The sequence below is a fragment of the Streptomyces tirandamycinicus genome (assembly GCF_003097515.1).
GTDB lineage: Bacteria > Actinomycetota > Actinomycetes > Streptomycetales > Streptomycetaceae > Streptomyces > Streptomyces tirandamycinicus.
Window position 1 is genome coordinate 163,319 of the sequence record NZ_CP029188.1, and the last position, 25,030, is coordinate 188,348.

Genomic DNA, 25,030 nt, shown 5'->3' on the forward strand with positions numbered 1-25,030 from the left:
CGGACACGTGCGGAGTCGGCACAAACGGTCTCGACACATGCGCAGGCCACACATGCGGACACGACATGTGCGAAGCCGACACAAGCGGTCACGACACGTGCGGACTCGACACATGCGAGGGCGACATATGCGCGCGTGGCGTCGCGCCGGTCCGTCCCGTCGGCGACGATGGCCGCGGACGGGTCCGCCCCGGCACCCGCCCCCGTTCCGGCGCACTCGCTCCGGCGCAGTCGTTCCGGCGTACCCGGGCCGGCGCACTCGTTCCGGCCCAGTCTGCGCGGACTGACCACCGGCGTCCGCGCACATGCACGAGGAGGCAGGGATCGATGGCAGCGCTCGCCCGCACGACCGTCGTCATCGGGATCGGCAACGAGTTCCGGCGGGACGACGGGGTCGGCTGGGCGGCCGTGGCGCTTCTCGGCGTACGGGCCGGTCGGCGAGCGCTGCCCGCGGGCACCGCTCTGGTGCGGTCCGACGGGGATCCCGGCCGGCTGATCGAACTCTGGGAGAACACCGCCCTCGCCGTCGTGGTCGACGCCTGCTTCCCCTCCTCGGTGCGGCCGGGCCGGACGCACCGGTGGTCGGGGGGCGCGGAGGACGGCCCCCTGCGTCCGGCCGGCCCGGCGCGGCACAGCACGCACGGCCTCGGCCTCGCCGAGGCGTTGCACCTCGGCGACAGCCTCGGGCGCGGCCCCGGCCGCCTCGTCGTGTACGCGGTCGAGGGCGCGGACCGTTCGCTGGGCACGGGGCTCACCCCGGCGGTGGCCCGCGCGGTGCCGCTTCTGGTCCGGCGCGTCGAGGAGGACGTCGTCCGGTACGGCGGGGCCGCGGCCCCCGGGCGGCGGTCGCGGGCCGGCGGGTACGCACCGAGGGGCGCGAGCGCCGGCGGCCCATGAGGGACACGCCGGTTCCCTTCGGGGCCGGGAGGCCCCATCCCTGACACGCTGTGAGGGCGGTCGCACACCGTCACGGCGATGCCGCAGTCGATCGCGACCGAGGACCTGAGTTCCCCGGCGACGGAGGAGCCTGCGTCCCCCCGGCGACCGAGGAGCCTGAGTCTCCGGGCAGCGGGCCACCTGGCGAGAGGCTGTTACATGACCCATCCCGAGGGTGCCGGGGACGACGACGCCGGCCGGACCGAGGCGGTGCTCGACCGCGAGGGCCTGGACGCGCTCGTCCGCGTCCTGGTGCGCCGCGGCCGCACGGTGATCGGACCCACCGTCCGTGACGGCGCGATCGTCCTCGACGAACTGGAATCGGCCGAGGCCCTGCCGTTCGGCTGGGGCGTGGAGTTGCAGGCCGGGCAGTACCGGGTCCGCCGGCGTGCGGACGCGGCCGCCTTTGCGCACAGCGCCGGCCCGCAGTCCTGGAAGTCCTTCCTGCATCCGGAACGGGTCCGGCAGTGGAGCGCGGACCGCCGCCCCGACGGCGGGATGACCGTGCACGCGGAGGCGCCGGAGAGCGTCTCGTACGCGTTCCTCGGTGTGCGGCCCTGCGATCTGCGGGCCATCCGGATCCTGGACCGGGTGATGTCCGGCGGCCGGTACCGCGATCCGGCCTACCTGTCCCGGCGAACGGGTGCCTTCCTGATCGCGGCCGAGTGCACCGAGCCGGGTGCCACCTGCTTCTGCGTCTCCATGGGCACGGGACCGGCCGCGGACGCCGGATACGACCTCGCCCTCACCGAGGTCGTGGACGCCGACGGCCACCGCTTCCTGTGCCGCAGCGGGACGCCGGAGGGAGCGGCGGTACTCGCGGAACTCCCGCGGCGCGGCGCCGACGAGCCCACCCGGCAGGCAGCCGCCCGTGCGGTGGACGAGGCGGCAGGCCGCATGGGCCGTTCCATGCCGCCGGTGGACCTGCGCACGCTGATGCGGGACACCCTGGAGGCGGAACGCTGGGACGACGTCACCGCCCGCTGCCTGAGCTGCGGCAACTGCACCATGGTCTGCCCCACCTGCTTCTGCACCACCAGCGAGGACGTGACCGACCTGACCGGCGACCACGCCGAGCGCTGGCGGCGCTGGGACTCCTGCTACGACCTCGACTTCTCCCTCCTCCACGACGGCCCGGTCCGGGCCTCCCCGCGCAGCCGCTACCGCCAGTGGCTCACCCACAAACTGGGCACCTGGCACGACCAGTTCGACAGCTCCGGCTGCGTCGGCTGCGGCCGGTGCATCGTCTGGTGCCCCACCGGCATCGACCTCACCGAGGAGGCGCACGCCCTCCACCGGGAAGCAGCGCACCGGGAGGGAGCCTCGTGACCGCCCAGCCGGGCGGGCCCGCCGGCGAGGGGGTGCTCGCGGCCCTGCCCGCGGAGCACCGCGGACGGTTGATGGCCCTCGCCCGCGACACCGCGTTCCCGGGCGCCACGCGGATCTTCGAGGAGGGCGAGGAGGCGGACCGCTTCTGGATCATCCGCTCGGGCACGGTCGCGCTCGACGTCCACGTTCCCGGACGCGGTCCCGCCGTCGTCGAGACGGTCGGCGCGGGCGGGCTGCTCGGCTGGTCGTGGCTGTGCCCGCCCCGGCTCTGGCACCTCGGCGCCGAGACGCGGGAGCCCGTGCGGGCCTGGGAGTTCGAGGCCGCCCCGGTGCGCGACCTGTGCGCGCACAACCCCGCGCTGGGCCTGGCGCTGGTCACGGTCGTCGCCGAGACCATCGGGGACCGGCTCCGGGCGACCCGCACCCGGCTGCTCGACCTGTACGAACCCCGGGGGGCCGAGCGGAGCGGGACGGGCCCATGACGCTCACCCCGCTCCCCTACCGCGTGGTGGACCGCCGCGACGAGACGCACGACACGGTCACCCTCGTACTGGAACCTGCCGGGGAGGCCCTGGGCTCCTTCGCGCCGGGGCAGTTCGCGATGCTGTACGCGTTCGGCGTCGGCGAGGTCCCCGTCTCCGTGTCGCGGATCCCCGGCGAGCGGCGGATCACCCACACCGTACGTGCCGTCGGGGCCGTCACCCGTGCGCTGTGCGGGCTGCGGACCGGTGCCTGGCTCGGTGTGCGCGGCCCGTTCGGCACCTGCTGGGATCTCGCGGCCGCCCGCGGGCGCGACCTGCTCGTCGTCGCCGGCGGCATCGGGATCGCCCCGCTGCGGCCCCTGATCGACGCGGTCCTGGCCGAGCCGCACGCGTACGGGCGGCTGAACGTCCTCGCGGGCGCCCGGACGCCCGGCGACGCCCTGTACCGGGACGAGTTCCCCGCCTGGGAGCGGCCGTTCGCCGCCGTCACGGTCGACCGGCCCTCGGACGACTGGACCGGCCGGGTCGGCGTGGTCACCACTCTGCTCGGCGAGGCCCGGTTCACCCCGGCCGGCACCACCGCCTTCGTCTGCGGCCCGGAGGTCATGATCCGCGCGACCGCCCGCGCCCTGGTCCACCGGGGGGTGCGCCCGGACCGCATCCGGGTCTCCCTCGAACGCAACATGCGCTGCGCCACCGGCCACTGCGGACACTGCCAGCTCGGCCCCCTGCTGCTCTGCCGGGACGGCCCGGTCGTCGGCTACGACCGCGCCGAGCCCCTGCTCACCGTACGGGAGCTTTGAAACCTCCCCGCCCTGAAGGACGGGGAATCCTGGGAGAAATCCGGTGAAGATGACCACCCCCGCCACGTCCCGGCCGCCATCCCGGCCCCGGCTCGGCGTGTTCAAGTTCGCCTCGTGCGACGGCTGCCAGCTCACCCTCCTCGACTGCGAGGACGAACTGCTCGGTATCGCCGACGAACTGGAGATCGCCCACTTCCTCGAGGCGTCGAGCGACATCGCGCCCGGGCCGTACGACCTGTCCCTCGTCGAAGGGTCCGTCAGCACCCCCGAGCACGTGGAACGCGTGCGGCGCATCCGCGCCGAGTCCCGCCGCCTCGTCACCATCGGCGCCTGCGCCACGGCCGGAGGCGTCCAGGCGCTGCGCAACTACGCGGACGTCGAGGAGTATCTGGCGGTGGTCTACGCGCGCCCGGACTACATCGCGACACTCGCCACCTCCACACCGATCTCCGCCCATGTGCCCGTCGACTTCGAACTGCGCGGCTGCCCCATCGACCGGGGGCAGCTCGTGGAGGTCATCACGGCCTTTCTCGCCGGGCGGAGGCCGGGCGTCCCGGACCACTCCGTCTGCTTCGCCTGCAAGCGGCGCGGCAACGTCTGCGTGACCGTCGCCCACGGCACGCCCTGCCTCGGACCGGTCACCCACGCGGGGTGCGGCGCCCTCTGCCCGACGTACGGGCGGGGCTGCTACGGCTGCTTCGGGCCGGCCGGCACGACGAACCTGCCCGCGCTCGTCCCCCTGATGCACCGCGACGGGATGGACGAGGAGGCCGTCGGAAGGTTCCTGCACACCTTCAACGTCACCGCCTTCACCACGGTGGAGGAGGAAGGACCAGGATGAGCGAGCCCGCCGCCGGCTCCCGGGTGCTGCGCATCCCCGCACTGACCCGCGTCGAGGGGGAGACCGCACTGCGTCTGCGCGTCCACGACGGCGTCGTCGCGGAGGCGCGGCTCAGCATCTACGAGGCACCGCGGTTCTTCGAGGCGTTCCTCCGCGGCCGGGCCCACACCGAGCCTCCCGACCTCACCTCCCGCATCTGCGGCATCTGCCCGGTCGCCTACCAGCTGAGCGCCTGCCGGGCGGTCGAGGACGCCTGCGGCGCCGTGGTGGACGGGCAGCTCGCCGCGCTGCGCCGCCTGCTGTACTGCGGCGAGTGGATCGAGAGCCAGACCCTGCACATCCATCTGCTGCACGCCCCGGACTTCCTCGGCCACGACGACGTGATCGGCCTGTCCCGCTCCCACCCGGGGCACGTCGAACGCGGGCTGCGGCTGAAGCAGACCGGCAACGCCCTGGTCGAACTGCTCGGGGGACGCGCGATCCACCCCGTCAACGTCCGCCTCGGCGGCTTCCACCGCACTCCGGCCGCCGCGGAGCTCCGGCCGTTCGCGGAACGGCTGCGGACCGCCCTCGACGACGCCTGGGACACCGTGCGCTGGGTCGCGGGCTTCGACTTCCCCGACGCCGAGTGCGACGCCGATCTGCTCGCCCTGGCCGAGCCCGGCACCTACGCCATCGAGTCGGGCACTCCCACCGTCCTCCCGTACGACCGGACGCTCCCGCCCCGCGGGTTCCCCCTCCGGGACTTCTCCGACCACGTCAAGGAGGAGCAGGTCCCCCACTCCACGGCCCTGCACTCCCGCCTGGACGGCCGCAGGCACCTCACCGGCTCGCTCGCCCGCTTCGGGGTCAGCGGCCACCTGCTCTCCCCGACGGCCCTCGAAGCCGCGCGCGAAGCCGGACTGGGCGACCCCTCACGGGGGCGCGGCGCGGCGGGCGGACGGACGGACGCGGTGTGCCGGAACCCGTACAAGAGCATCCTGGTCCGTGCCGTGGAGGTCCTGTACGCCGTGGAGGAGGCCCTCCGGATCATCGCGGCGTACGAGCGCCCGGCCCGGCCGTACGTGGAGGTGCCCGCCCGGGCCGGTGTCGGCCACGGCGCCACGGAGGCCCCGCGGGGCCTGCTCTACCACCGCTACACGCTCGACGCCGCGGGCCGGGTCACGGACGCCTGCATCGTGCCCCCGACCGCCCAGAACCAGGGTGCCATCGAGGAGGACCTGCGCAGGCTCGTCCAGGCCGGGCTCGACCGCGGTGAGGACTCCGAGGCGGAGCTCACCCGGTTGTGCGAGCACGCCATCCGCAACCACGACCCGTGCATCTCGTGCTCGGCCCACTTCCTGGAACTGGAGATCGAGCGGAGCCCGGCGCCCCCGCGCTGAGTCCGTGCCGCGGGCGGGCCGGGAGAACCGGGCAAGAGCGCCTCCGGCAGAGCAGCCGGGCGCCGGGCGCGCAGGGCGGGGCGCCGGGCGCGCAGGGCGGCGGGAGGGGCCATCCACTTCTCGCGGATCCCGATTGCGCGGTGCACGGCGGGCGTGTCGGACACCGACCGCCGCTCCCCCGCGTCCCTCACGGCCCCTCCCGTCATCTCCAGGGAAGCACGCGCGGTGACGCGGCCCCAGGTCCGGGCGGGCCGGTTTGGCGGGCCGTTGATCCCCTTCCGGGCCGGCGCCCCGCCACGGGGACGGGCACGCCCGGCCGGGCGGCCGGGCGGCCGAGTGGCCGAGTGGCCGAGTGGCCGAGTGGGCCGCGTGGCTCACCGCGGAAGGCGGCTGATCGCGAGGCGGTGGCCGGGTGGGACCATCGGGCCCCCGCTACGGGCTGTTCGGCCCCTGGGGGCCGGGTGCGCGCGGCGGTTCACTGGTCGTGTCACAACCGCGAGACCGAGGAGGCCGGATCATGGCTGTACTCGCACGCAGGCAGAGGTTCCCGTTCTCCGATCTGCCGGACTGGTTCGAGGACTTCCCCGCCCGGTTCAGCATGCCGGGGATGGCCGATCTGCACAGCATGAGGATCGAGGAGTACACGGACGGCGGCAGGTACGTCGTCCGCGCGGAGCTCCCGGGCGTCGAGGTGCAGGATCTGGACGTGACCGTGGAGGACGGCATCCTCACCATCAAGGCGGAACGTACCGAGCGCGAGGTGGACAAGCACCGCAGCGAGATCAGGTACGGCTCCCTCACCCGCGCCCTGGCGCTGCCGAAGAGCGCCGACGAGAGCGACGTCCGCGCCGAGTACACGGACGGCATGCTCACGGTGAGCGTGGGGATGGGCGAGGAGAGGACGGAACCCAGGCACATCGAGATCAAGCGCGCCGAGTGAACGGCGCGGCGCCGGCCGTCACTTGCGGACGGGCCGCTGCACGGCGTTCCGTCCGGCACCGCGCGTGACCGTGGCCGTGGCCGTAGCCGTGAACAGCGCGGTGGCTCTCCGATGAGAGCGGCCAGCGCGCGGTGCGGGACATGCCGGAACCGCCGTCCGCACGAACACCGGAGGACGATGCCGTCGTGGAGGAGACCCACCGCCCGGCGCAGTCGCGTGAGCTGCACACCCGCTGCGGCCGGGACATCCGCGTGGCCGGGTTCGCGCCACCCGGACTGCCGCCGGGAATGGGACGCGTGGTCCTGGACACTCCTTGTGCGCCGTACGACGAGCGCGAGGTGTGGGCGTCCCTCACGCCCGAGGAAGCCAGGCGGCTGGCCGGCTTCCTCCTCACGGAGGCGGCGGCCCTGGAACGCCGTTCGCGCCCGCCCGGGCCGTACGTCGCCGTCGTCCCGCTCGACGGTGACGCCTTGGAGGTGACCGTGCGGGGGCACGCGCTGAGGGTCGATCAGCCGGTCACCGACGGAGGCCGGGACTCGGGCCCCACCCCGGTCGAGCTGTTCGTGGCGTCCGCGGCCGCGTGCGTCGCCCACTACGCGGGGCGTTTCCTCGACCGGCACGGCCTCGACCGCGGCGCACTGCGCGTCACCGCCGGGCACACCATGGCCTCCGACCGTCCCGCCCGCCTCACCGCGCTGACCGTGCAGGTGGACGCCCCGGGACTCCCGCCGGACCGCGCCGAAGCCCTGGAGGCGGTGGTCTCGCACTGCACCGTCAAGAACACGATCGAGGACCCTCCGCCGATCACGGTCGCCCTGGGCCGGGCCGGTCCGGCGGGAGTCCGGGGGCCGGGGGACGCGGAGGCGGGCGGCGCGGACGCTCCGCGCGGCGCTGATACACACCGATACGCACTGATACGCACTGACGCACTGATACGCACCGATGCCGACGCGGTGCGTGCACCGGGGCCGGACCGTCCGGTACCCGCCGCGCGCACCGCCGGCCCACCCCGGGGGGTACCACCCATGTCCGCATCCCGAGCCGCGCTGCACGACGCCCGGCTCTACCTCTGCACGGACGCCCGCAGGCGCCAGGGCGACCTGCCGGAGTTCCTGGACGCCGTCCTCTCCTCGGGGGTGGACATCGTGCAGCTGCGCGACAAGGGGCCGAGGACCGCGAGCGGTTCGACGACACCACCAAGTGGTCGGGCGGTGACGCCGGGCCGGGTGGGGCCGGGTGCTCGGGCGGTGACCCCTCCGGGCCCCTCGGGGACGCCTGCAGGCCGCCCCGCGACGCGGCGGATGCTGGCGGGGCGCTGCGGGGGCCGGCCCGGGATGCTCGCGGGCCGCCTCGGGGCCGAGGCAGGGCACCCGTTCGGCGGCACTCGGGGCTGCCCACTGCGCGCTTGGGGGTAGCGACGGCACATGCCCTTCAGATTCGGTGAGCCGGACGACGGCCGGACCGGCCACTGGTTCGCGCGCTTCCACCTGCGGGTGCGCACCTCCGTGGTCGGGCTCGCCTGGAATCGCGGACGCGAGATGGAGCTGCTGCACCGCGCCATGGGCTTCGCCGCGCTCTGCTTCCTCACCCTGGTGCCGCTGCTCGTGGTCGTCGCGGCGGCCGACCCGGCGAGCGGCAAGGGATTCGCCAGGTGGCTGATCCAGGGCCTCGGGGTGTCGGAGGTCTCGCAGGAGGAGGTCCAGGAGCTGTTCGGCCTGCCGGGGGAGGCCCTGCAGCGGACCACGGCACTCGGCCTCGCCGCGCTCGCGGCCTTCGGGGTGACGTTCGGCTCCGCGGTGCAGACCGGCTACGAACGGGTGTGGGACCTGCCGACCGCGCGCTGGCACACCATGTGGCGGCATGTCGTCTGGCTGGCGGTACTGGTCGGGGCGCTGCTGCTGTTCGTCAGAACGCCCACCCCGCCCCGCGCCCCGGTCCTGGTGCAGGCGCTCATCCCCGCCGCCGATCTGGTCGGCGCCTTCCTGTTCTTCTGGTGGTCGCAGCGGCTGCTGCTCTGCGGCCGGCTGCGCTGGCGGGCCCTGGCCCCGGGGGCCGCCGTCACGGCTCTCGGGCTGCTCGGGCTGCGGGTGTTCTCCCAGTTCGTGTTCTCCCCGCTGATCGCCGCGAACGCGGTGACGTACGGGCCGATCGGGACGGTGCTGGTGGTGCAGTCCTGGCTGGTCGGCGTGGGATTCGTGGTGTACGGAGGGGCGCTCGTGGGGCGGCTGTACCACGAGCGCCTGGTCCGGCGCCGACTGGCGGCCGGTGACCTCGCTCCGCCGGGCAACCGCTGACCGCGGGCCCGCGGACCGGGTCGGCCGGAGCGCCGGGAGCCACCTCGGGTGCCGGCGGGCGGCGCCCGGAAGCCGTTCCTCCGGCTCTGGGCGGGCGGCTCTTGGCGGCTCTGGGGCGGTCCGGGGCGGACCGGGGCAGGGCCGGCGGTGGTCAGCGGCGGTGGTCGTCGGCCGCGGGGGCCGGTGGAACGCCCGGCCCCCGCGCCCGCGCGACCTCAGGCGGGGTCGGGCACGAGACCGTCGGCGACCAGGCCCGCGAGCACGGCCTCGCTCAGGGTCCGCAGGGCCGACTGCGGGCGGACCATCACCGTGAACTCCTTGATCCGGCCGGACTCGTCGTACTGCAGGAGATCGATGCCATGGACCTCCCTGCCGGCGACCGCCGCCCGGAACAGCAGGATCTCCGAGGGTGTCTCGCCGCCGTCCGTGCTGGTCTCGGCCGTGCCGTCGAACCTGCCGATGTAGCGGAAGTCCTCGAACGTGCGCAGCAGCACGCCGAACAGCCCCAGGACCATCGGCCTCCCCTCGAAGGGGGTGAACTTCACGGGGCTGTAGAAGCGGACGTCCTCGGTGAACAGGTCCTCCAGCGCGGTCAGGTCGCGCTTCTCCACGGCGGCGCGGAAGCGGTCGGTGGTCTCCATCGGGTCTTCCCTTCGTCGGACGACTGCGTGCCGAGCCGATGCCCGGCCGGTACTCAAAGATATGACTAGTCATCTTCTTGAGTAAGGGGCTGTCCATCAAGCGGCCCGGCGGTGCCGCACGTAGGATGAACGACGGAATTCGGTAGGCACAGATGCTCCGGAGAGGTTCATGGCGCGGCGTCGTCCTCCGCGATCGGCCAGCGCCGACGACCTCTTGACGACGCTCGGACTCCTCACGGCGAAGGCACGGCAGGGCGCGGAGCGTCAGCGCGCCCGGGTGGATCTCGCGGAAGCCCTCCAGCGGGAGATGCTGCCCGAGACCCTGCCCTCCGTACCCGGGCTCCAGACCGCCGCACGCTACACACCGGCCCGCGACGGGCTCGACATCGGCGGCGACTGGTACGACGGCTTCGTGATGGCCGACGGCTCGCTCGGGTTCTCGATCGGGGACGTCCAGGGCCACGACGTCGAGGCCGCGGCGTTCATGGGGCAGGTCCGGATCGGGCTGCGGGCCGTGGCGCTGGCGGCCACCGATCCGGGCGAGGTCCTCGCGCGGGCGAACGACCTGCTGGTGTCCGTGGCCCGCGATCTCTTCGCCACCTGCAGCTTCCTCCGCTTCGACCCCGTGGAGTGGGTGGTGCAGAGCGCCCGCGCCGGCCATGTCCCCGGGGTCAGGGCCACGGCGGACGGCCGCTCCGAGCTCGTGCAGGACCCCGGTGGCCTCCCGCTCGGCATCGAACCGGGGGAGGTGTACCCGGTGACCACGCGCAGGCTCACCGAGGCCGGGTCGTTCGTCCTGCTGACGGACGGGGTGATCGAGGGGCCCTCCGTGCCGATCGAGACCGGACTCGCCAGGGTCCTCAGGGTCGTCGGGGCCGGCGCGGTCGCGGCGGTCACCGCCGAGCAACTGGCCGCCGAGGTGATGAAGGCGGCCGAGTTCACCAGCCACACGGACGACGCCGCGGTGCTCGTCCTGAGCCATGAGGCCGCGGCGGGCGACCTGCGCCCGCCCCCGTCACCCGGCTGATCCCCCCGGCGCCCTGCCGACCCCGCCGTCCCCCGGCCGATTCCCCCGCCGCCCGGCCGCTCCCCCCGTCCTCGGCCGATTCCCCTGCCGTCCTTCCGGCTCCGCCGTCCTTCCGGCTCCGCCGTCCTTCCCGCTCCGCCGCGCGGTCGATTCCGCCGTCGCCCGGCCGATCCGGCGGCCCCGTCGGCGCGTGTCACGGCACGCCCGCACGCGGCGGCGTTGTGTGATGGCTGCCGTGGCCCGTTACCAGCTCCTCCGTCGCCCCGGCGCGGCCGTCCTCCTGACGCTCGGCGTCGCCGCCGCCTACTACGCGGCGGGGCTCGTCGGACTCACGCACCAGCTGGTCGTGGAAGGGGCGATCGTCACACCGCTCTGGCCGCCCACCGGGATCGCCCTGGCCTGCCTGCTCTGGTTCGGTCTGCGGGCCTGGCCGGGCATCGTGCTCGGCGCGCTGCTCGTCATCCTGGCCATCAGCACGTTCCCCGCCCACTCCGTGGGCATCCTCGCGGGCAACAGCCTCGCCCCGCTCTGCGCCTATCTGATGCTGCGGCGGGTCGGTTTCCGCACCGAGCTGGACCGGCTGCGGGACGGGCTGGCGCTGGTGTTCCTGGGCGCGCTGGCCGGCATGCTGATCAGCGCCACGGTGGGGTCCGGGGTGCTGTTGCTGTCCGGCCAGATCCAGGCCGAGTCGTTCGGGCCGATCTGGTCGGCATGGTGGGCCGGCGACGCCATGGGCGTACTGGTGGTGACGCCCCTGCTCCTCGTCTGCAGGACGGCGCGGTGGCCCGGTGGCACGTCCCCGGGGCGCTGGGCCGAGGCCGTGTGCCTGGTGGTGACGGTCGCGGTCGTCGCGTACACCGTCACTCGTTCGCTCGTCCCGCTGCTGTTCCTCGTCTTCCCGCTGCTGATGTGGGCCGCGCTGCGGTTCCAGCTGTTCGGGGCGGCCCCCTGCGCGCTGATCGTGTCCGTCATGGCGATCTCGGCCGCGACCGAGCAGCTGGGGCCCTTCCGTGGACACGGGACGCTCGGCGTGATGAGCGTCCTCCAGGCCCTCAACGGTTCGGCGGCACTGACCGGTCTGCTGCTCTCCGCCATCGTCAGCGAGCAGATCACGGTCCGCCGCAAGATCGAGCTGGCCTGCAGTGAACTCGCCGAGCTGGTGGACCGGCTCGTTCCGGGCGGCGACGCGAACCGCCGCACGCCGCCACCCCAGGAGGATCTCTGACGGCGCGGCGGGCTCCGGGGCCGGCCTCCGCCGCCTGCGGCGGCCGGTGCCCGCAGGGTGGGCGCCTGTATCGGTGCGCCGCGAGCGGTCCGGGCGGCGGGCCGGCACAGCGACGGTGGTCGGGGCTGTCGAGCGGTGGGCGGCCGCGGGCGACGGTCGTCGGGGCTGCCGCGTCGGCTCATGCCCAAGGGGCGAAGCCCACCGCCCGGCCCGTCCCGTCGCGCTGGACCTCCAGCATGCCCTCGACCGCCGAGCGGTCGATCGGCCCGTAGACGTGCGGGAACAGGGTGCCGGACGCGACCCCTGGTGGCGGGACCGGTGCCGCGGGCTCGAGCCGGACCGGCGCGAGCAGCCGGGTCTCGTCGATGAGCAGTGCCATCAGTGGGCCGGGTACGTCGCGGTAGAAGGCGTTGACGACCGCCAGGGTGGTCGCCTCGTCCGGCGAGCAGTGGATGAAGCCCTCGGCGGAGAGCGAAGCGGGCGCGTACGGCCGTTCCGGGATGGCGAGCCAGTCGTCGAGCGGAACCACATGCATGATCATGTGTCAGTTATAGCCCCGCGGGGGCGCGCACCGGACGGGCCGGGGCCCGGGACGGCGCCCGGGGTCCCCGGATGGCACCCGGGTCCCGGACGGCACCCGCGCACCTGGTGCCGCTCACGCCCGGACGACCCTCACCCCGGCCTCCCCGAACGCGGCCGCCGTCCGGTCGGAGGCGGCGGAGTCGGTGACCAGCGTGTCCACCCGGTCCGTCGCGCAGATGCGGGCGAAGGCCCGGGTGCCCAGCTTGGTGGAGTCGGCCGCGACGACCACCCGGCGGGCCCGCTCGCACAGCAGCCGGTTGATCGCGGCCTCGTCCTCGTCGTGCGCGGCGGCGCCGTGCACCGCGTCGAAGGCGTTCACCCCGAGCACCGCGACGTCCAGGGTGATCTGGCCGAGCACGCCGTCGGCGAGCGGGCCGATCAGCTCGAACGACTGCGGACGGGCCACCCCGCCCGTGACCACGATCTTGAACTGGGGCCGGATCGCCAGTTCGTTGGCGATGTTGAGGGCGTTGGTGACGACGGTCAGGGCGGGGCTGCCCGAGGCCAGATCGGGCCGGGCGGCCAGGGCACGGGCGACCTCGGTGGTCGTCGTGCCGCCGGTGAGGCCGACCGCCTCACCCGGCGCGATCAGCCCGGCGACGGCGGCGCTGATGCGCTGCTTCTCCGCCGCGTGCCGCGACGCCTTGTAGCGCAGCGGGAGTTCGTACGACACGCCGTGCACCACCGCGCCGCCGCGGGTGCGGACGAGCATCTGCTGCTCGGCCAGCCGGTCGAAGTCGCGCCGGATCGTCGCGGACGACACGTCCAGTGCCGCCGCCGCCTCCTCGACGTCCAGCCGGCCCTGCTCCACCAGGAGCTCCAGCAGCGCCTTCCAGCGGGCGTCGCGTGACATCCACCGCTCCCTTCCTCGAACGTACGTCGCGACCCTAGTCCGTGACCGGACGTGTCCACCGGCCCGCGACGCCCTGCGATGCCCCGCGACGCCCCGCGACGCCTCGCGGTGCCCTACGACGCCCCGCGACGCCCTGCGATGCCCCGCGACGCCCCGCGACGCCTCGCGGTGCCCTGCGACGCCCCGCGACGCCCTGCGATGCCCCGCGACGCCTCGCGGTGCCCTACGACGCCCCGCGACGCCCTGCGATGCCCCGCGACGCCTCGCGGTGCCCTACGACGCCCCGCGATGCCCGCGCGGCCGCTCGCAGGGGTGTCGCCACGGACGAGGTGGACTCGGGTCCCACCTCCTGGCCCTGGGGAAGCCCTCACCCCCGCAGGCCTGGGGCCCGGGGAAGCCTCGACCCCCAGGGGCCCGGGACCCGGGGAGCCCCCGTAGCTCCGGGCTTCGCCGCCTCTCCGGCACCCCCGGACGGTCAGCGCGCCGGCGAACCCGCGACCCGCCGCGGATGCTTGAAGATGCTTGAAAGCTCGCGCTATGTTGCAAAAACACGCACACATTCGAGGGTTGGAGGACGCATATGAGCTACGTCGCGCAGGAGTTGGCGAGCCAGCCGCAGTGCTGGAACCGGGCCGCGGAGCTCGCCGCCACCGCCGGAGGGGCGCTGCCGGCCGCCGGCGAGCGGGTGGCGTTCGTCGGCTGCGGCACCTCGCTCTTCATGGGACAGGCGGCGGCGGCCCTGCGCGAGGACGCCGGACTGGGCGAGTCGGACGCCTTCGCCGCCTCCGAGTTCCCCACCGGCCGCTCCTACGACCGGGTGGTCGCCCTCACCCGTTCGGGTACCACCACCGAGGTACTGGAACTCCTCGGCCGGCTGCGCGGACGCACCCGGACCACCGCGATCACCGCCGACCCCGCCACGCCGGTCATGACCGCGGCCGACGAGACGGTGGTCCTCGACTTCGCCGACGAGAGGTCCGTGGTCCAGACGCGGTTCGCGACCACCGCCCTCACCCTGCTGCGCGCCCACTGGGGCCTGCACACCGGCGCCGTCGTCGACGACTGCGCGGAGGCGCTCGCCGAACCGCTCCCCGCACGACTCACGACCTGTTCGCAGTTCACCTTCCTCGGCCGCGGCTGGACCGTGGGGCTCGCCAACGAGGCCGCGCTCAAGGTGCGCGAGGCGTCGGCGTCCTGGGCCGAGGCGTACCCGGCCATGGAGTACCGGCACGGCCCCATCAGCGTCGCCACCCGCGGCACCGTCACCTGGATGATCGGCGACGCGCCCGCCGGGCTCGCCGAAGAGGTCCGCGCCACCGGCGGGATGTGGGTCGCCGGCGGACTCGATCCGCTGGCCGAACTGGTCCGCGCCCAGCGGCTCGCGGTGGCCGTCGCCGAGTCACGGGGCCTGGACCCGGACAGCCCCCGCCACCTCACCCGTTCCGTGATCCTCTCCGGAGCCTGACCCATGCCGCTCGCCGACACCGGAACACTGGTCGCCGCGGCCGCCGCCGAACACCGGGCGGTCGCCGCCTTCAACATCATCACGCTGGAGCACGCCGAGGCCGTCATCACCGGCGCGGAGAACGCCGGTTCCCCGGTGGTCCTGCAGATCAGCGAGAACGCGGTGAAGTACCGCCACGGCCGGGTCCGGCCGCTCGCCAGGGCCGCCGCCGAGGCTGCGGCGGAGGCGGGGGTGCCCGTCGCCCTCCACCTCGACCACGTCACGAGCGGCCGGCTGCTCCACCAGGCGGTCGACGCCGGGTTCAGCTCGGTGATGTACGACGCCGCGCACCTGCCGTACACGGAGAACCTCGCCGCGACCCGGTCCGCCGCCGACTGGGCACACGCCAACGGGCTCTGGATCGAGGCCGAACTGGGGGAGGTGGGCGGCAAGGGCGGCGCCCCGCCGCTGGACGCCCACGCGCCCGGGGCCCGCACCGACCCCGAGGAGGCACGGGCGTTCGTCGAGGGGACCGGGGTCGACGCACTCGCGGTCGCCATCGGCAGCGCGCACGCCATGACCGCCCGTACGGCTTCGCTCGACCACGGGCTCCTGGCCCGGCTCGCCGGAGCCCTGGACGTACCGCTGGTGCTGCACGGCTCGTCCGGCGTACCGGACGGGGAACTGACGGCCGCCGTCAGCGGGGGCATCGCCAAGGTCAACATCGGTACCGCCCTCAACCTCGCCATGACCTCCGCCATCCGCGACTTCCTGGCCGCGGACGCCGATGCCGTGGACTCGCGCACGTACCTGTCCCTCGGGCGCCGCGCCATGGCCGAGACCGTCGCCGCGCTGATCGGCGTCCTGCGCGACGCGGGGGAACCCGCACCGGTCGTGTAGGGGGCGTCCTGCCGGGTCGGCGTAGCACCGGACGGGGCCCGGTCCGTCCGGTGCACGCCGTGCCGGCCCTGCCGCGCACCGGTCGCACTCCGCTAGGCCGCACGCCGCCCCGGCCCTGCCCCGGACTCGCCGCACTCCGCTCGGCCGCGGGGAGCGCCCGCCGGTCGCCGTACGGCGGGTCCGGTGAAATCCGGTGCGCACGGCCACCGGAACGGCGCAACCGCACCGGGACCCTCCCGGGTTCACCGGGCGATCCGGGACACACTTTGCTCGCCACCCGTCCTCCGCGGGCGGCGGAGTGGGCTCGATGGTACGGACGCCCCGCGCCACGGGAACCGCGAGCCGCCCGCCCGCCGCGCCGTACCGAACCGACAGGATTCCCATGCCTCTCATCACACTTCCGGCCCTCCGGCGGGGCGGCGCGCTCGCTCTCGCCGCCGCCGCGCTGCTGACCGGCTGCACCTCCGCAGGCGACCGGGAGAGCTCCTCCTCCCCGACCGGAAAGCCGCTCGCCGGCCCGGAGAAGGCCGGCGCCGGGATGGCCGTGCTCCGCGGCGACACGATCAGGAAGGCACTCGTCACCGACTCCGAACTGCGCTCGTACCAGGCCCAGGAGATCAGCCCGCCGAGCGCGCGGCCCACCTCCGACCGGGAGGAGTGCCGGCCCCTCGCGGACATGACCGCTTCCGGTACGGCCCGTACCCCCGAGGCCGTCGACTTCGCCGGCCGCTCCTTCGTCTCCACGGCCACACCCGGCCTCACCACCACGGTCAGCCTCTTCTCCTACGAGGGCGACGACGCGCGGCGCACCTTCGCGGACGTCCGCAAGGCCCTCGCCACCTGCGGCGCCGGCTTCACCACCTCGGGAACCGGCGGCGGTTCCGCGGTGAAGTACGTGGCGGTGAAGGCCGAGGAAGCCCCCGAGGGCGGTGACGAGGCCGTCTCCTGGAGGATGACCGGCACCGCTCAGGGTTCGTCGATGCCGATGCAGATCACCGCCGTACGGCAGGGCCGCAATGTGGCGGTGTTCTTCACACTCAACCTCCTCGACCCGAAGAAGGCCGACCTCCCCGAGGACCTGCACGGCCGTCAGACCGCCAAGCTGGCGAAGGCGATCGAGTCGGCCGGCACCTCCTGAGACGGGCGTTCGCCCGCCGTCGCCCCGCCTCCGCCCGCCGTCGCCTGCCTCCGCCCGCCGTCGCCTGCCTCCGCCCGCTGCCCCGGGGACCGGGAACGCGGTCCGCCGGGACGGAGGTCCCCGGCAAGCGGCCCGCCGGGCGGTGTCCACCGCCCGGCGGGCCTTCAGCCGTTCCGCGTGCCGTTCACCCGGCCCGTGCCTCCGGATCGCCCGGTCCGGCAGCCCGGTGCGCCGGTGCCTCCTCCGGCAGGTCGGGCGCTCATCCGGTCCGGCAGCCCGGTCCGGCAGCCCGGTGCGCCGGCGTGCCCTTCCGTCAGACCCGGGCGCCGCTGTCCCGGGCGCCGTTGTCCCGGGCCGCGCCGCGGGAGGCGCCGGTGCGCGGGCGGTCCGAGGCGGCGGGCGGGTGCGCGGGCCGGCCGGACTCGAGGAGCAGCGCCGTGGGAACGGCGGTGAGCACGGAGGAGTACGTGCCCACGCACACCCCGACGAGCAGCGCGATCGAGAAGTCCGCGAGGGCACCGCCGCCGAGCACGGCCAGGGCGGTGAGGATGAACAGGACCCCCGCGCCCGTGTTCAGCGTGCGCGGCACCGTCTGCAGCACCGCCGCGTCCGCGAGGTCCGTCAGCGCGCCGCGCGGATCCCTCCGCCACAGCTCCCTGACCCGGTCGAACACCACGACCGAGTCGTTGACGGAGTAGCCGATGACCGTGAGCAGCGCCGCGAGGAAGACGCCGTCCACCGGCCGTCCCAGCCAGGCGAACGCGCCGACCACGACGACCACGTCGTGCACCAGCGCCACCACGCAGCCCGTCGCGAACGTCCAGCGGAACCACGCGGTCAGATAGACCAGTTGCGCGACCACCGCGACGCCCAGGGCGATCAGGGCGTTGCGCCGCAGTTCCTCGCCCATGCTGGGGCCGATCAGCTCGTCGCGGACCTTCGTGGCGGTGCCGCCGCCCGGTCCGGCGAGCGCGTCACCGATCGCCGCCGCCCCGTCGTCGTCGATGCCCGTGCCCCGCACCGAGACGTCCGTACCGCCGGCGGTGGTGACCTCGGCGTCGGGGAAGCCCGCCGTCGCGACGGCCGATCGGGCCGTGTCGGCGTCCACCGTCCGAGCGGTGGCGTACTCGACCAGCCGGCCGCCGGTGAACTCGACCCCGAGGTTCAGCCCGCGCACCAGGACGCCCGCGACGGCCACCGCGACCAGCACGGCCGACACCGCGAGCCAGCGGCGGGGCGTGCGCATGGGCCGCGGGCCGCGGCGGGTGAGGAACGTCCGGACCCGGCCCGGACGCCCCACGCCGCTGACGGTCCGGAACCGGTCCACGAACGGGAACCGCGCGGCCGCGTCGGTCAGCGCCCGTGCGACGACGAGTGCCGAGAACATCGAGACGGCGACGCCGATCGCCAGCGTGACGCCGAAGCCCTTCACCGGCCCCGAGCCCAGCAGGAAGAGCAGCCCCGCCGCGAGGAGCGTGGTCGCGTTGGCGCCGGCCACCGCGGTCCGGGTCTTGCGGAAGGCCGTGGCCATGATGGTGCGCAGCGACCTGCGCGGCCGGCTCGGACCCTCCTCCCTGGCCCACCGGCGAGGGGCCCGAGGAGGGCGAGGAGCACGGCGACGAGAACCGCCGGCACACGCGGCGCACGCATGAACCGCCCCCTGTCGTCCCGCCCTTCCGCGCTCGCGGTGGGCGAGGCGGTGCCGAGCGCACACTATGCGACAGACCGTCCGGGAAGGCCACCGAACCACCGCAGCGCCGTTGGCGGAAAGTGACGGGAGTTGCACAACGGGCATTCGAAGATTGGTTGGTTGACCGTAGGATCTGGCTACCCCCGATCGCCGGGGGAGCCCCGTAGGCGGTCTGGAAGGGACTCGTTCTGGCGTGGTCGCGTTATCCGGAAGCGTCGTGTCATGGTCGGGCTGCTGATCGCGGGGGGCGGCGGGACCGCCGCCCTGGCCCTGCTCGTCTGGGCGTTGTCGCTGCGTCGCAGGCTCAGGGCGGAACAGCGGCTGCGGGTGGGAGCGGAACGGCTCGCGGCCGCGCGTGAGGCCGAGATCGCACATCTCGCCGCCGTCCGGGCCCCGGCCATCGCCGAACGCACCCGCACCGGACGCCTCCTGGACGGTGTACCGGGCCCGATCGGTCCGGACTCCGAGACGGGCGCCGATTTCGCCAGGGCCCTGGCCGCCGTCGTCACGGCCCTCGGGTCCGACGAGGCCGTACGCAGGGAGCAGGCCCTGCGGGACTCCGCGCGGTCCGCCCTCGAATCCGTCGCCCGCACCGTGCACGCCATGGCGACCGTGCAGCAGCAGGCGCTGGACCACCTCCAGCGCTCCGTCGACGACCCCCGGCTGACGGCCGAGGTGATGAAGGCCGGTCATGCGGCCGCCCGGATGGAGCGCAAGGCCGGCACCCTGCTGGTGCTGTGCGGCAGCCGGCCCGTGCCGCGGGAGCGGCGGCCCGTGTCCCTCCACGACTGCGTACGCGACGCCCGGTCGCGCATCGTGGAGTTCGGCCGCGTGGACGTGCGCGGCGGTCAGTCCCTGCACGTCGCGCCGCCCGCCGTCGAGGGGCTGGTGCACGCCATCGCCGAACTCCTGGAGAACGCTACGGTGTTCTCCCCGTCCGGCACCCGGGTGGTGGTCACCGTACGCGAGGTGGCCGCGGGGGCGGTCGTCGAGATCGACGACGCCGGCCTCGGCATGCCACCCGACGTCCTCGCGCAGGCCACGGCCCGGCTCCGCGAGGACCCGGACCTGGCCCGGCTCGGCGCGGTGCCCCGCCTCGGACTCGCCTGCGCCGGCCGATGGAGCCGCGAGCTGGGCTTCGGCGTGGAACTGTCCGCCGCCTCCGCGTACGGCGGCACCCGGGCGGTGACGCGCGTACCCCACCGGCTGCTCACCGAGCCGCTGCCCCGCCCCGCCCCGCCCCGCCACGAGCCGGCGGCGGGTCCGCGGGCACCCGGGCACGAACCGTCGCGGCCGGCGGTCGGGGAGGGGGAGCCGCACCCCCAGCAGGACGGCCCGGGCCCGGCGGTCCAGGGAACGGCCGCCACCGGCCCGGCGTCCGGCTTCCCGGCACCCGGTGGCGGCCCTGCGTCCGCCGACGAGCCCGCGCACCCACCGGGCGGACTCCGGCGGCGGCGCGGCGGGCGCGCGGACGGCGAGCCGGGCACCGAGCAGAGCCACGGCGCGCCGCCGCCTCCCGTGCCCGGCGGCACCCGGCCCCCCGAGGCGCCCCCCGCACCGATCCCCGGCGCGGTGTCCGGTACGCACCGGGACCGTGCACCCCTGGGGAACGGCGCGCCGGCGCCCGACGAAACGGGCCGCGAAGGAGGCCGTCCATGACGCCGTCCATGACGCCGTCCCGTCCACGCCGCCCCGGAAGCCCCTCGCGACCAGGGAGTCCTGATGACCACCCCGCACGGCTACACGCCGCCGCCCTCCGGCTTCGGCGGTCACCGCCCCGCCGCCACCGCGCTGTACGGCCCGCACCTCGACGGCGACGCGATGCCCGCGCTGTACGAGGACCTCCGCAGGACCCACGGCCCGGTGGCACCCGTCACCGTCGCGCCGGGCATCGAGGCCTGGCTCGTGCTGGGCCATCGCGAGCTGCTCCGGGTCGCCCGGGACGAGCAGGACTTCTCGCACGACCCGCGCCGCTGGAGCCCGCTGCGCGAGGGTCGCGTGCCGCCCGACTCGCCGATCCTGCCCTTCGTCGGCTGGCGGCCCGCGCTGATGTTCGCCGACGGCCAGCAGCACCGCCGGATGAGGGCCGCCGTCTCCGACGCGCTCGCCCGGGTCGACGGACACGAACTGCGACGACGGGTGCGGTCCGCCGCGGAGGAGCTGATCGCGTCGTTCGCCGGGCGCGGCGCGGCCGACCTCGTACCCCAGTACGCGCGCAGGCTCCCACTGCTGGTCATCAGCGGACTGCTGGGACTGGACGAACGACCCGGCAGGCGACTCGTCCACGCGATCGGCCGGATGGGCGCCACGGCCTCGGACTCCGGCAGGGCGAGCCGGCGGATCAACGCGATCCTCCTCGCCCTGATCGAGGAGAAGCGGTCCCGCCCCGGTGACGACATCACCTCCGCCCTGCTGCACCACCCGGCGCGCCTCACCGACGAGGAAGTGCTGCACAACCTGCTGGTGATGTTCGTCGCCGGTCATCAGAGCACCGTCGACTGGATCGCCACGTCCCTGTGCGTGATGCTCTGCGACCCGGCGTTCCCCTCCGCGCCGACCGGTGGCCGCCTCACCGCGGACGACGCACTCGACCTGGTGCTGTGGCGCTTCCCGCCGACGCAGAACCTCCCCACCCGCTACGCCACCCGCGCCCTGCGCTTGGGCGGCCAGTCGATCCGGGCCGGCGACATGCTGATCCTGGGGCTCGCCGCCGCCAACGCCGACCCGGCGGTACTGCCCCCGGGCGGCCCCGCCGCCGGCAACCGCTCGCACCTCGCGTTCGGCGCGGGACCGCACACCTGCCCGGCCCAGGATCCGGCCCGGGTGATCACCCGTACCGCGGTGGACACCGTGCGGCAGCGGCTGCCCGACATGGAACTGGCCGTCGAGCAGCCGGAGCTCGCCTGGGTGCCGTCGCCGTGGAGAAGGGGGCTCGCCGCCCTCCCCGTCCGGTTCACCGGCCCGCAGCCGTCCCGTACCGCGCCGGCGGACGCGGCCGGCACCGGCATCGACCGCCCCGGCCACCCGGCCGCCCCACAGACAGGAGAGGTCCGTTGACCACCCCACCGAACCCCCCGCACCGGATGGACCCGGCCGGCGGCTGCCCGCACGCCGACAACGCCGCACTGCTGGCCCGGGGCGCGGTGGCGCCCGTCGTCCTGCCCGGCGACGTGCCCGGCATGGCCGTCCTCGGGCACGACGCGCTCAGGGAGTTCCTGGCCCACCCCGATGTCGCCAAGGGCGCCGAGCACTTCACCGCGCTGCGCGAGGGACGGATCGCCGACGGCTGGCCGCTGAAGACCTTCGCCACGGTACGGGGGATGACCACGGCCGACGGGGACGACCACCGGCGGCTCAGGTCGCTGGTGAGCAAGGCGTTCACCGCACGCCGGGTCGCGGACCTGCGCCCCCGGATCGAGACGGTCGCGGAGGAACTGCTGGACGGACTCGGCCGGGCCCCCGCGGAGCACGGCGGCGTCGCGGATCTGCGCCGGCACTTCGCCATGCCGCTGCCCATGGGGGTCATCTGCGAACTGCTGGGTGTGGACGCCCGGCACCATGAGCGACTGCACCACCTGTCGAACCAGGTCGTCGCCACGGACATCGGCCCCGAGGAGGCACTGGCCGCCAACCGGGAGCTGGTCGACGTGCTGGGCACCGTGGCCGATACCCGTGCGCAGCACCCGGGCGACGACCTCACCAGCGCGCTGATCGCCGCCCGCGAGGAGGACGGCGACCGGCTCGGCGCGCACGAACTCATCGGCACCCTGCTGCTGATGATCGTCGCGGGCCACGAGACCACGCTGAACCTGATCACCAACGCGGTCCGTGCGCTCTGCGCCCACCGCGACCAGCTCGACCTGGTCCGCGCGGGCGGCGCGACCTGGGCGGACGTCGTCGAGGAGACCCTCCGCTGGGACAGCCCCGTGAGCTACTTCCCGTTCCGCTACCCGACCCGGGACCTCACCCTGGACGGCACGGTCATCCCGAAGGGCACCCCGGTCCTCGCCGGGTACTCCGCCGCCGGAAGGGATCCGGCCGCGCACGGCCCGGACGCGGGCCGCTTCGACATCACCCGGGCGTCCGGCCCCCGGCACCTCTCCCTCGGCCACGGGGCGCACTACTGCCTCGGGGCGCCCCTCGCCCGGATGGAGGGGGCCATCGCGCTGGAGCGGCTGTTCACCCGGTTCCCCGGACTGGACCTGTCCGTTCCGGAGGCGGAACTGGCCCGGCACGCCAGTTTCGTGGGGAACAGCGTCCGGGAACTGCCGGTGAGACCCGTTCCCTAGACTGGGCCCGTGGTCGGGGGCGGTGATCCGGGCCCGTGGTCCGGGGCCGCGATCGGCCTGTACGGACCGCGCCGGGCGCCACCCGTGCGGACCGGGTCCGTGCGTCGCCCGGACGGACCGCCCCGGGCGGCCCCGTAGCCGGGGAAGGTCGCAGGCTGGAGCAGTACCGAGCACCGGAACCGCTCCGGTGCCGACGGAGAAGGAGTCGGTATGGCCGGACGGTTCGAGGGGACGGTCGTGATCGACCGCCCGGTCGAAGAGGTCTTCGCGTTCCTCGCGGACGGCGAGAACGACCGCAGGTTCAGTCCCCGGGTGCAGGAGATGACCAAGACGACCGACGGCCCGACCGGCCTGGGCACGGTCTACCGCAGCAAGGTCAAGGACGCGGGGATGACCACCTCGCGCGAGTTCCGGATCAGCGAGTTCGACCCGCCGCACCGGATCCGCTGGACGGAGCTGTCGAAGAACCTGGTCACCGTCCCGGAGGGCGGGTACGACCTGGAGGCCGTCGACGCCGGGCGGACCAGGCTCACCGTGTTCAACACCCTGGAGGGCCACGGCCTGGGCAAACTGATCGCCGGATTCGCGCTGAGCGCGGCGCGCAAGGACGCGGACGCCTTCGCCCGGCGCATCAAGGCGGCGGTCGAGGCGTCCTGAGCGCGGCGGTGTGCCGCGCCCGCGTGATCCCGCCGCGGGTGTGCCGCGCCCGCGTGATCCCGCCGCGGGTGTGCCGCGCCCGGCGGGATCGCGGCGGGCGCGGCACACCGGTGACGGGGGCGCGACGGTTCCCTCAGCCGCCCGCGGCGGGTGGCGAGTCGAGCCGCAGCCGCAGCTGCTTCTCTCCGTCCCCGGACACCGCGTGCTCCACCTCGACCGCGAAGCCCGTGGTCATGGCGCGTGCGAGCCGGTCCACCGCCGGGTACGAGCCCGACAGCTCGGCTCCCACCGGTCCGTGGAGGGCGGTGGCGGCCACGGGGCCGGCCGTGTCGGCGCACGCCACGTCGTAGGTCGCCGACCAGATGGTCGGATGGTCGCCCCGGCCCTCCTGGTGGGGGTGCTCCTCGGCACCCCGGTCGCAGGGGTAGGCCGCGAGCAGCGCGGCGAAGACGGCGTCGGCGTCCTCGGGCGCGCCGGTGAGCTGTACCGATACTTCCTCGTGCCTGTCGACGACGGCCACGGTGATCCCCGTCCTCTCTCACGCAGGGACGTCCCACTCCAAGGTCCCACTTCCCGGCCGGGACGGCACGCGCCCGTGGCTGGTACGTCTGGCGCCCGGAACGGGGGAGTGCGGCGCCGGGCCGGGACGGGCGCACAGCGCGGCCGGACGTGGGGGATGCCGGGCCGGGCGGCACGGCACGCCCCGCCCGCAGCCGCGGCCCCGGCCGGAACTGATCCGCGGCGCCGCCGGACGGTCGTGCACGGGAGGCTCCGGCGGCGCCGGGCGGCGCCCCCGGACGGTCGTGGGCCTTCAGGGCCCGCTCCACACCGGCGCGGGACTCCAGGACGAGCCGGCGCAGCGCCGCGTTCGGGGCGGCGGAATCCAGCCATGCGTCCGTCGCGTCCAGCGTCTTGGCCGACACCTGGAGCGCGGGGTAGAGGCCCACCGCGATCTGCTGGGCGATCTCGTGGGAGCGCGACTCCCACACGCCCTTGACCGCCGAGAAGTACTTCTCCGTGTACGGGGCAAGCAGCTCCGGCTCGACGCGGCCAGGACCATCGACCAGCTCCAGGAGGGGCGGGCGGGGCCTTCGGCGGCGGGATGCGGGCGGGATGCGGGATGCGGATGCGGCCGCCGGGTCCCGCCGCGGGCCGATCGAAGGACTTCTCCACCGGCCGGGGCGCTCCGGCCCGCGACACCGCGCGGGTGCGCGCCCCGGCGAGGGCGGCATGGCATACCGCCGCCGCACCGGGGCAACCGGAGAGCACCCGACCCAATGGAGTGGATCATGATGGTTGCCGGAATCATCGCCGTGTGCGCGGTGCTGCTCGTCCTCGCGTTTCTCCTGCCGCGTCTGTCCAGGCATCCGCAGAACGGTGCCCAACGGGCACTGGGGACGGGCGCGCGGGCGGGCGGAAAGGCCCCGGGCCCGGTCGGACGGCTGTTCAGCAGGTCGTTCCACAGCAGTTCGCGGGCCGTCGGACGGTCCGGGTCGGCGGGGCGCAAGGCGAGGGGCCGCATGCCCTTCTGACGGCGCACCGGATGCGGTATCGCTCAGCCGGTCCCGCTTCCGGCCG

Annotated in this window: 22 protein-coding genes and 4 pseudogenes; 20 read left to right on the forward strand and 6 right to left on the reverse strand. The window is 74.8% G+C overall.

Annotation, left to right across the window (positions count from 1 at the left end):
- The first annotated feature begins 326 nt into the window (after nucleotides 1-326).
- The 10 genes and pseudogenes from DDW44_RS00705 (at nucleotide 327) to DDW44_RS00750 (ending at nucleotide 9,006) form a co-directional block, all read left to right on the forward strand.
- Complete coding sequence (locus DDW44_RS00705) at nucleotides 327-896, forward strand: hydrogenase maturation protease (protein WP_108905194.1); 570 nt, start codon at nucleotides 327-329, stop codon at nucleotides 894-896.
- A gap of 198 nt (nucleotides 897-1,094) precedes the next feature.
- Nucleotides 1,095-2,264, forward strand: coding sequence for a 4Fe-4S dicluster domain-containing protein (locus DDW44_RS00710; RefSeq protein ID WP_108905195.1), 1,170 nt, complete (start codon nucleotides 1,095-1,097; stop codon nucleotides 2,262-2,264).
- Nucleotides 2,261-2,746 (forward strand): cyclic nucleotide-binding domain-containing protein, encoded by a 486-nt coding sequence (locus DDW44_RS00715; RefSeq protein ID WP_018890945.1) that lies wholly within the window; start codon nucleotides 2,261-2,263, stop codon nucleotides 2,744-2,746. Before DDW44_RS00710 ends, DDW44_RS00715 begins: the two co-directional genes overlap by 4 nt.
- Nucleotides 2,743-3,549: an FAD/NAD(P)-binding protein gene (locus tag DDW44_RS00720; protein WP_108905196.1), complete on the forward strand. Its 807-nt coding sequence runs from the start codon at nucleotides 2,743-2,745 to the stop codon at nucleotides 3,547-3,549. Before DDW44_RS00715 ends, DDW44_RS00720 begins: the two co-directional genes overlap by 4 nt.
- Nucleotides 3,550-3,598: 49 nt before the next feature.
- A complete protein-coding gene (locus DDW44_RS00725; RefSeq protein ID WP_108908693.1) occupies nucleotides 3,599-4,390 on the forward strand; it encodes an NADH-quinone oxidoreductase subunit B family protein in 792 nt (263 codons plus the stop codon).
- On the forward strand, nucleotides 4,387-5,772 hold the full coding sequence (locus DDW44_RS00730) for a Ni/Fe hydrogenase subunit alpha (protein WP_108905197.1): 1,386 nt from the start codon (nucleotides 4,387-4,389) through the stop codon (nucleotides 5,770-5,772). The genes DDW44_RS00725 and DDW44_RS00730 overlap by 4 nt, the downstream gene beginning before the upstream one ends.
- A gap of 517 nt (nucleotides 5,773-6,289) precedes the next feature.
- A complete protein-coding gene (locus tag DDW44_RS00735; protein WP_027732476.1) occupies nucleotides 6,290-6,712 on the forward strand; it encodes an Hsp20/alpha crystallin family protein in 423 nt (140 codons plus the stop codon).
- 287 nt (nucleotides 6,713-6,999) lie between these two features.
- Nucleotides 7,000-7,512 (forward strand): annotated as a pseudogene (locus DDW44_RS32485) (OsmC family protein); the annotation flags it as partial.
- Between the two features lie 225 nt (nucleotides 7,513-7,737).
- A pseudogene (locus DDW44_RS00745) lies at nucleotides 7,738-7,878 on the forward strand (thiamine phosphate synthase); the annotation flags it as partial.
- 258 nt (nucleotides 7,879-8,136) lie between these two features.
- Nucleotides 8,137-9,006 (forward strand): YhjD/YihY/BrkB family envelope integrity protein, encoded by an 870-nt coding sequence (locus DDW44_RS00750; RefSeq protein WP_017948265.1) that lies wholly within the window; start codon nucleotides 8,137-8,139, stop codon nucleotides 9,004-9,006.
- 215 nt (nucleotides 9,007-9,221) lie between these two features.
- On the opposite strand, the gene DDW44_RS00755 is transcribed toward DDW44_RS00750, so the two are convergent.
- Complete coding sequence (locus DDW44_RS00755) at nucleotides 9,222-9,647, reverse strand: nuclear transport factor 2 family protein (RefSeq protein ID WP_108905198.1); 426 nt, start codon at nucleotides 9,645-9,647, stop codon at nucleotides 9,222-9,224.
- Between the two features lie 169 nt (nucleotides 9,648-9,816).
- Between DDW44_RS00755 and DDW44_RS00760 the strand changes: the two genes are divergently transcribed.
- The gene (locus DDW44_RS00760) at nucleotides 9,817-10,674 is read left to right on the forward strand and encodes a PP2C family protein-serine/threonine phosphatase (protein ID WP_108905199.1); all 858 of its coding nucleotides are present in this window, start codon (nucleotides 9,817-9,819) and stop codon (nucleotides 10,672-10,674) included.
- A gap of 235 nt (nucleotides 10,675-10,909) precedes the next feature.
- Complete coding sequence (locus DDW44_RS00765; protein WP_108905200.1) at nucleotides 10,910-11,899, forward strand: MASE1 domain-containing protein; 990 nt, start codon at nucleotides 10,910-10,912, stop codon at nucleotides 11,897-11,899.
- A gap of 178 nt (nucleotides 11,900-12,077) precedes the next feature.
- Here DDW44_RS00765 and DDW44_RS00770 read toward each other — a convergent pair whose 3' ends face one another.
- Nucleotides 12,078-12,440: a DUF952 domain-containing protein gene (locus DDW44_RS00770; RefSeq protein WP_017948269.1), complete on the reverse strand. Its 363-nt coding sequence runs from the start codon at nucleotides 12,438-12,440 to the stop codon at nucleotides 12,078-12,080.
- Nucleotides 12,441-12,554: 114 nt separating this feature from the next.
- Nucleotides 12,555-13,334, reverse strand: coding sequence for a DeoR/GlpR family DNA-binding transcription regulator (locus DDW44_RS00775; protein WP_018890921.1), 780 nt, complete (start codon nucleotides 13,332-13,334; stop codon nucleotides 12,555-12,557).
- Nucleotides 13,335-13,914: 580 nt separating this feature from the next.
- Here DDW44_RS00775 and DDW44_RS00780 point away from each other — a divergent pair.
- The 3 genes from DDW44_RS00780 to DDW44_RS00790 all read left to right on the forward strand — a co-directional run bounded on the left by DDW44_RS00780 (nucleotide 13,915) and on the right by DDW44_RS00790 (nucleotide 16,816).
- Nucleotides 13,915-14,799 (forward strand): SIS domain-containing protein, encoded by an 885-nt coding sequence (locus DDW44_RS00780; RefSeq protein ID WP_017948271.1) that lies wholly within the window; start codon nucleotides 13,915-13,917, stop codon nucleotides 14,797-14,799.
- A 3-nt stretch (nucleotides 14,800-14,802) separates the two neighbouring features.
- Entirely contained in the window at nucleotides 14,803-15,678 is an 876-nt protein-coding gene (locus DDW44_RS00785; RefSeq protein WP_017948272.1) for a class II fructose-bisphosphate aldolase, read from the forward strand.
- A gap of 382 nt (nucleotides 15,679-16,060) precedes the next feature.
- Nucleotides 16,061-16,816 carry a sensor domain-containing protein gene (locus DDW44_RS00790; protein ID WP_017948273.1) on the forward strand — a complete coding sequence of 252 codons (756 nt, stop codon included), beginning with the start codon at nucleotides 16,061-16,063 and terminating at the stop codon, nucleotides 16,814-16,816.
- 313 nt (nucleotides 16,817-17,129) lie between these two features.
- Here the strand turns inward: DDW44_RS00790 and secF are convergent.
- Nucleotides 17,130-18,395 (reverse strand): annotated as a pseudogene (gene secF / locus DDW44_RS00795) (protein translocase subunit SecF); the annotation flags it as partial.
- A 333-nt stretch (nucleotides 18,396-18,728) separates the two neighbouring features.
- Here secF and DDW44_RS00800 point away from each other — a divergent pair.
- The 4 genes from DDW44_RS00800 (at nucleotide 18,729) to DDW44_RS00815 (ending at nucleotide 23,452) form a co-directional block, all read left to right on the forward strand.
- Nucleotides 18,729-20,165, forward strand: coding sequence for an ATP-binding protein (locus DDW44_RS00800; RefSeq protein ID WP_108905201.1), 1,437 nt, complete (start codon nucleotides 18,729-18,731; stop codon nucleotides 20,163-20,165).
- 63 nt (nucleotides 20,166-20,228) lie between these two features.
- A complete protein-coding gene (locus DDW44_RS00805) occupies nucleotides 20,229-21,563 on the forward strand; it encodes a cytochrome P450 (protein ID WP_108905202.1) in 1,335 nt (444 codons plus the stop codon).
- A 26-nt stretch (nucleotides 21,564-21,589) separates the two neighbouring features.
- A complete protein-coding gene (locus DDW44_RS00810) occupies nucleotides 21,590-22,795 on the forward strand; it encodes a cytochrome P450 family protein (protein WP_108905203.1) in 1,206 nt (401 codons plus the stop codon).
- A gap of 210 nt (nucleotides 22,796-23,005) precedes the next feature.
- Nucleotides 23,006-23,452, forward strand: coding sequence for an SRPBCC family protein (locus tag DDW44_RS00815; RefSeq protein WP_017948279.1), 447 nt, complete (start codon nucleotides 23,006-23,008; stop codon nucleotides 23,450-23,452).
- Between the two features lie 133 nt (nucleotides 23,453-23,585).
- On the opposite strand, the gene DDW44_RS00820 is transcribed toward DDW44_RS00815, so the two are convergent.
- Both DDW44_RS00820 and DDW44_RS32490 read right to left on the reverse strand, forming a co-directional pair.
- Complete coding sequence (locus DDW44_RS00820) at nucleotides 23,586-23,972, reverse strand: hypothetical protein (protein ID WP_018890912.1); 387 nt, start codon at nucleotides 23,970-23,972, stop codon at nucleotides 23,586-23,588.
- 286 nt (nucleotides 23,973-24,258) lie between these two features.
- Nucleotides 24,259-24,489: pseudogene (locus DDW44_RS32490) on the reverse strand (hypothetical protein); the annotation flags it as partial.
- A gap of 252 nt (nucleotides 24,490-24,741) precedes the next feature.
- Between DDW44_RS32490 and DDW44_RS00830 the strand changes: the two are divergent.
- Nucleotides 24,742-24,984, forward strand: coding sequence for a DUF6411 family protein (locus tag DDW44_RS00830; protein ID WP_026281826.1), 243 nt, complete (start codon nucleotides 24,742-24,744; stop codon nucleotides 24,982-24,984).
- The last annotated feature ends 46 nt before the right edge of the window (nucleotides 24,985-25,030 follow it).

Bases quoted from the DNA above. Each gene is read 5' to 3' on its own strand.
- DDW44_RS00705 (WP_108905194.1), top strand. From the start codon at position 327: ATGGCAGCGCTCGCCCGCACGACCGTCGTCATCGGGATCGGCAACGAG.
- DDW44_RS00710 (WP_108905195.1), top strand. From the start codon at position 1,095: ATGACCCATCCCGAGGGTGCCGGGGACGACGACGCCGGCCGGACCGAG.
- DDW44_RS00720 (WP_108905196.1), top strand. From the start codon at position 2,743: ATGACGCTCACCCCGCTCCCCTACCGCGTGGTGGACCGCCGCGACGAG.
- DDW44_RS00725 (WP_108908693.1), top strand. From the start codon at position 3,599: ATGACCACCCCCGCCACGTCCCGGCCGCCATCCCGGCCCCGGCTCGGC.
- DDW44_RS00730 (WP_108905197.1), top strand. From the start codon at position 4,387: ATGAGCGAGCCCGCCGCCGGCTCCCGGGTGCTGCGCATCCCCGCACTG.
- DDW44_RS00735 (WP_027732476.1), top strand. From the start codon at position 6,290: ATGGCTGTACTCGCACGCAGGCAGAGGTTCCCGTTCTCCGATCTGCCG.
- DDW44_RS00750 (WP_017948265.1), top strand. From the start codon at position 8,137: ATGCCCTTCAGATTCGGTGAGCCGGACGACGGCCGGACCGGCCACTGG.
- DDW44_RS00755 (WP_108905198.1), bottom strand. From the start codon at position 9,647: ATGGAGACCACCGACCGCTTCCGCGCCGCCGTGGAGAAGCGCGACCTG.
- DDW44_RS00760 (WP_108905199.1), top strand. From the start codon at position 9,817: ATGGCGCGGCGTCGTCCTCCGCGATCGGCCAGCGCCGACGACCTCTTG.
- DDW44_RS00770 (WP_017948269.1), bottom strand. From the start codon at position 12,440: ATGATCATGCATGTGGTTCCGCTCGACGACTGGCTCGCCATCCCGGAA.
- DDW44_RS00775 (WP_018890921.1), bottom strand. From the start codon at position 13,334: ATGTCACGCGACGCCCGCTGGAAGGCGCTGCTGGAGCTCCTGGTGGAG.
- DDW44_RS00780 (WP_017948271.1), top strand. From the start codon at position 13,915: ATGAGCTACGTCGCGCAGGAGTTGGCGAGCCAGCCGCAGTGCTGGAAC.
- DDW44_RS00785 (WP_017948272.1), top strand. From the start codon at position 14,803: ATGCCGCTCGCCGACACCGGAACACTGGTCGCCGCGGCCGCCGCCGAA.
- DDW44_RS00790 (WP_017948273.1), top strand. From the start codon at position 16,061: ATGCCTCTCATCACACTTCCGGCCCTCCGGCGGGGCGGCGCGCTCGCT.
- DDW44_RS00800 (WP_108905201.1), top strand. From the start codon at position 18,729: ATGGTCGGGCTGCTGATCGCGGGGGGCGGCGGGACCGCCGCCCTGGCC.
- DDW44_RS00805 (WP_108905202.1), top strand. From the start codon at position 20,229: ATGACCACCCCGCACGGCTACACGCCGCCGCCCTCCGGCTTCGGCGGT.
- DDW44_RS00810 (WP_108905203.1), top strand. From the start codon at position 21,590: ATGGACCCGGCCGGCGGCTGCCCGCACGCCGACAACGCCGCACTGCTG.
- DDW44_RS00815 (WP_017948279.1), top strand. From the start codon at position 23,006: ATGGCCGGACGGTTCGAGGGGACGGTCGTGATCGACCGCCCGGTCGAA.
- DDW44_RS00830 (WP_026281826.1), top strand. From the start codon at position 24,742: ATGATGGTTGCCGGAATCATCGCCGTGTGCGCGGTGCTGCTCGTCCTC.